The sequence below is a fragment of the Longimonas sp. genome (genome assembly GCF_046498435.1).
In the GTDB taxonomy this organism is placed as follows: domain Bacteria; phylum Bacteroidota; class Rhodothermia; order Rhodothermales; family Salinibacteraceae; genus Longimonas.
Genome location: NZ_JAWOAR010000232.1, coordinates 1 through 2,697, shown reverse-complemented (window position 1 = coordinate 2,697; position 2,697 = coordinate 1). Strand labels below are relative to the sequence as shown.

General features: G+C 60.4%; 4 protein-coding genes. All 4 read left to right on the top strand.

Features of this window, described 5'->3' with window-relative positions; genetic code table 11:
• Window positions 1–332, top strand: a 332-nt coding sequence (gene cas6e / locus R6U20_RS08855; RefSeq protein WP_410337495.1) for a type I-E CRISPR-associated protein Cas6/Cse3/CasE, incomplete at its 5' end; no start/stop codon positions are given.
• Between the two features lie 111 nt (window positions 333–443).
• Window positions 444–1,337 (top strand): type I-E CRISPR-associated endonuclease Cas1e, encoded by an 894-nt coding sequence (gene cas1e, locus R6U20_RS08850; protein ID WP_410337494.1) that lies wholly within the window; start codon window positions 444–446, stop codon window positions 1,335–1,337.
• Window positions 1,315–1,725: a type I-E CRISPR-associated endoribonuclease Cas2e gene (gene cas2e / locus R6U20_RS08845; protein WP_410337493.1), complete on the top strand. Its 411-nt coding sequence runs from the start codon at window positions 1,315–1,317 to the stop codon at window positions 1,723–1,725. Before cas1e ends, cas2e begins: the two co-directional genes overlap by 23 nt.
• A gap of 16 nt (window positions 1,726–1,741) precedes the next feature.
• Window positions 1,742–2,275, top strand: a complete 534-nt coding sequence (locus tag R6U20_RS08840) for a 3'-5' exonuclease (protein WP_410337492.1) — start codon at window positions 1,742–1,744, stop codon at window positions 2,273–2,275.
• Window positions 2,276–2,697 lie beyond the last annotated feature (422 nt).

Here is a 2,697-nt window from a genome sequence, read left to right as displayed (position 1 = left end):
TCGACGCCTTTCTGGCGCGGCAGTGGACCAGTGACGAAGCGCTCGACCGTGAAGCCGTTTACGTGAAGTGGCTACAGGACCAGTTCAGCGCGCGCGGAGGAGCCAAACTGCTCGACGCCGGGGTGGAGCGCTTCTCGATTGAACGAATGGTCCGCCGCACACAGACGAACTCGAACGGCGACCGCACGGCTCACACCGTAAAGCGCCCCGACGTGACGCTCAGCGGCACCCTCACCGTCACCGACAGCGATGCCTTCCAGGCACTACTCCGCTCCGGCATCGGACGTCACAAAAGCTTCGGGTTCGGCATGCTGAAGGTGCGGCGCGCGTGACGAATGAAGTGGGGTCGTAGGGAAGAGTAAACGTGCACACGAACGCATGCACGTGCACGGCTCTTCTCCCATCCCTCCATCCTTCTATTCTTCCATCTCTCCATTTCCCCTATGCCGCTCAAAGGACGTCTTGGACTCGAAACCGCTCGCATTCCCCATGCCGATCGGCACGGGCTCATGTGGTTGGAGCGCGGACGATTGGCCGTAGAAGCCGGGAATCTCGTGTTCACCACTGCCGGATTCTATGATGTGGAGGCGGGAGCCTACGACATTCCGTTTCAGCAGGTCTCAAACCTGCTGCTCGGGCCCGGCACTGTGATCAGTCACGATGCCCTGCGGCTGCTGGCGCGTCAGCAAACCGGGGTGCTCGCAGTCGGGTCGCGAGGGGTACGGCTCTATGCGGCCAGCATGCCGTTTGGACCCGATCGGGCCAAGCGGGCTCGCAAACATGCCGAACTGTGGGCCGATGAAGACACACGTGTCGACATTGCGCGGCACATGTATGCGATTCGGATGGGAGGGGAGCTCCCCAAGTACCACCGCGACCTCGACAGCCTCCGTGGCATGGAGGGCAGCCGCATGAAAAAGGTCTACCAAAACCTGGCCAATCAGCACGGCATCAACTGGGACGGACGCCGCTACGACCGCCACGCTCCCGACTCCGATGATGCCATCAACAAAGCCATCAACCACGCCTCCACGGCCATGTATGCGGCGGCTCGCGTGGCCGTTGCCATAACAGGAGCCGTGCCCCAGCTTGGCTTCATCCACGAATCCTCAGGCCACGCCTTTGCACTCGATATTGCCGACATGATGCGCAGCACCGTAACCTTGCCCATTGCCTTTCGCGCTACAAAACAGCATAACCAGCGCGGACGCACCAACATCGAGGCAACAACCCGCAAGCTGGCCGGGCGCACGCTGCATAAAGACGATATTATTCCGACCATGATCGATCATATCAAAGAGGTCCTTGATGTCGATGACCGTAGCCGTAACGCGTAACACCCCTGACCGCTTCAACGGATTTCTGGCCTCTTGTATGCACGACATTGCGCCCGGGGTGTACGTGGCGCCACGCATGAAAAAGGCAGTGCGCGAGCGGCTCTGGACCGTGATGCTCGACTGGTCGGAGCTTCTTCCGTCCGATGGCGGCGTCGTGCTCTTCTGGAAGAGCCGAACCGCGCCGTCGGGGCTGGGGATGCGATTCGTTGGGTGGCCCAAGAAAGAACTCGTTGAGCACGAAGGCGTGTGGCTCACGGTGCGAGCGCTCACCGCGCAGCACGACGTGGAGGAATTAATGGAACTGGAGGATCCCGAAGAGCCAGAAGTTGCTCCAGACGATCCGATATTGTGGACGGCGGATGCACAGGAGTCAGGTCCTTCAGAATGACGCAAACGTACGCTCCATGCCTACACGATACGCCCCCGACTGGCCGCTTTTGACCAGCCCGCTGCGCTTTTTTGACCTGGAGACGACCGGACTGCGTCCAGATCGGGGCGCACGCATTACGGAAATCGCGGTGTTCGGGCAGGGCGTGTGGCACGTTGCGTGGTCGCGCACCCGTGAGACGCGTCAGCCGACTCCTGAGCTTCAGGCAGCGCTCCACGACACGCTCACGCATCTGACAGAAGGCATTGTCGTAGGCCATAACCTGTCGTTTGATTTCAAGTTTATCGCCTATGAGGCTGAGCGCCTCGCCCTCCACCTTCCGCCGCTATACTACATCGACACGCTTGCGCTAGCCCGCACCCACCTTACGCTGTCCGACATGCAGCTGGCCACCTGTTGCCACGCACTCGAATGCGTCCCCGACGTAGCGTTCCACACTGCTCGGGGCGATGTGCTGGCCACCCGCGCGCTGCTCTGGGCACTGGCGAAGCGGTTTGACCTTCAGACACTGGCGGATGCGAGCGTTCAGCGCATGCAATGGGGCACGTAGCGAGAGAATACGCAGGCGGGGGATACGCAGGGATGGATGCCATAACGTAGCTGATGTCTCATGTGTACAAGTACGAAGCGCTGGTGGCAACGGGTAGCTCAAAGCGGATGCATTGTGACACGACTGATCAGCACATCCCCTAATGAAGTGAAAGCCGCATTTAACCGCCAAAACGACAGTAGAGCAACGCTTGAAAGTGATCAACCTATCCCCTATGCTGTAAGACACATACTACCTGTGTCATGATGACGCAGGGATGCCTCCGCCCACGCGGAGATAGACCTGCGATACGTGACCCAGCTTGCCAACCGAGAGGATGCCTCCGCCCACGCGGAGATAGACCGATAATCAGGCGACAACGGGCCCCGTTGAACTGGATGCCTCCGCCCACGCGGAGATAGACCCCCCAGGTGGGTCGGCTG

Bases quoted from the DNA above. Each gene is read 5' to 3' on its own strand.
- cas1e (WP_410337494.1), top strand. From the start codon at position 444: ATGCCGCTCAAAGGACGTCTTGGACTCGAAACCGCTCGCATTCCCCAT.
- cas2e (WP_410337493.1), top strand. From the start codon at position 1,315: ATGACCGTAGCCGTAACGCGTAACACCCCTGACCGCTTCAACGGATTT.
- R6U20_RS08840 (WP_410337492.1), top strand. From the start codon at position 1,742: ATGCCTACACGATACGCCCCCGACTGGCCGCTTTTGACCAGCCCGCTG.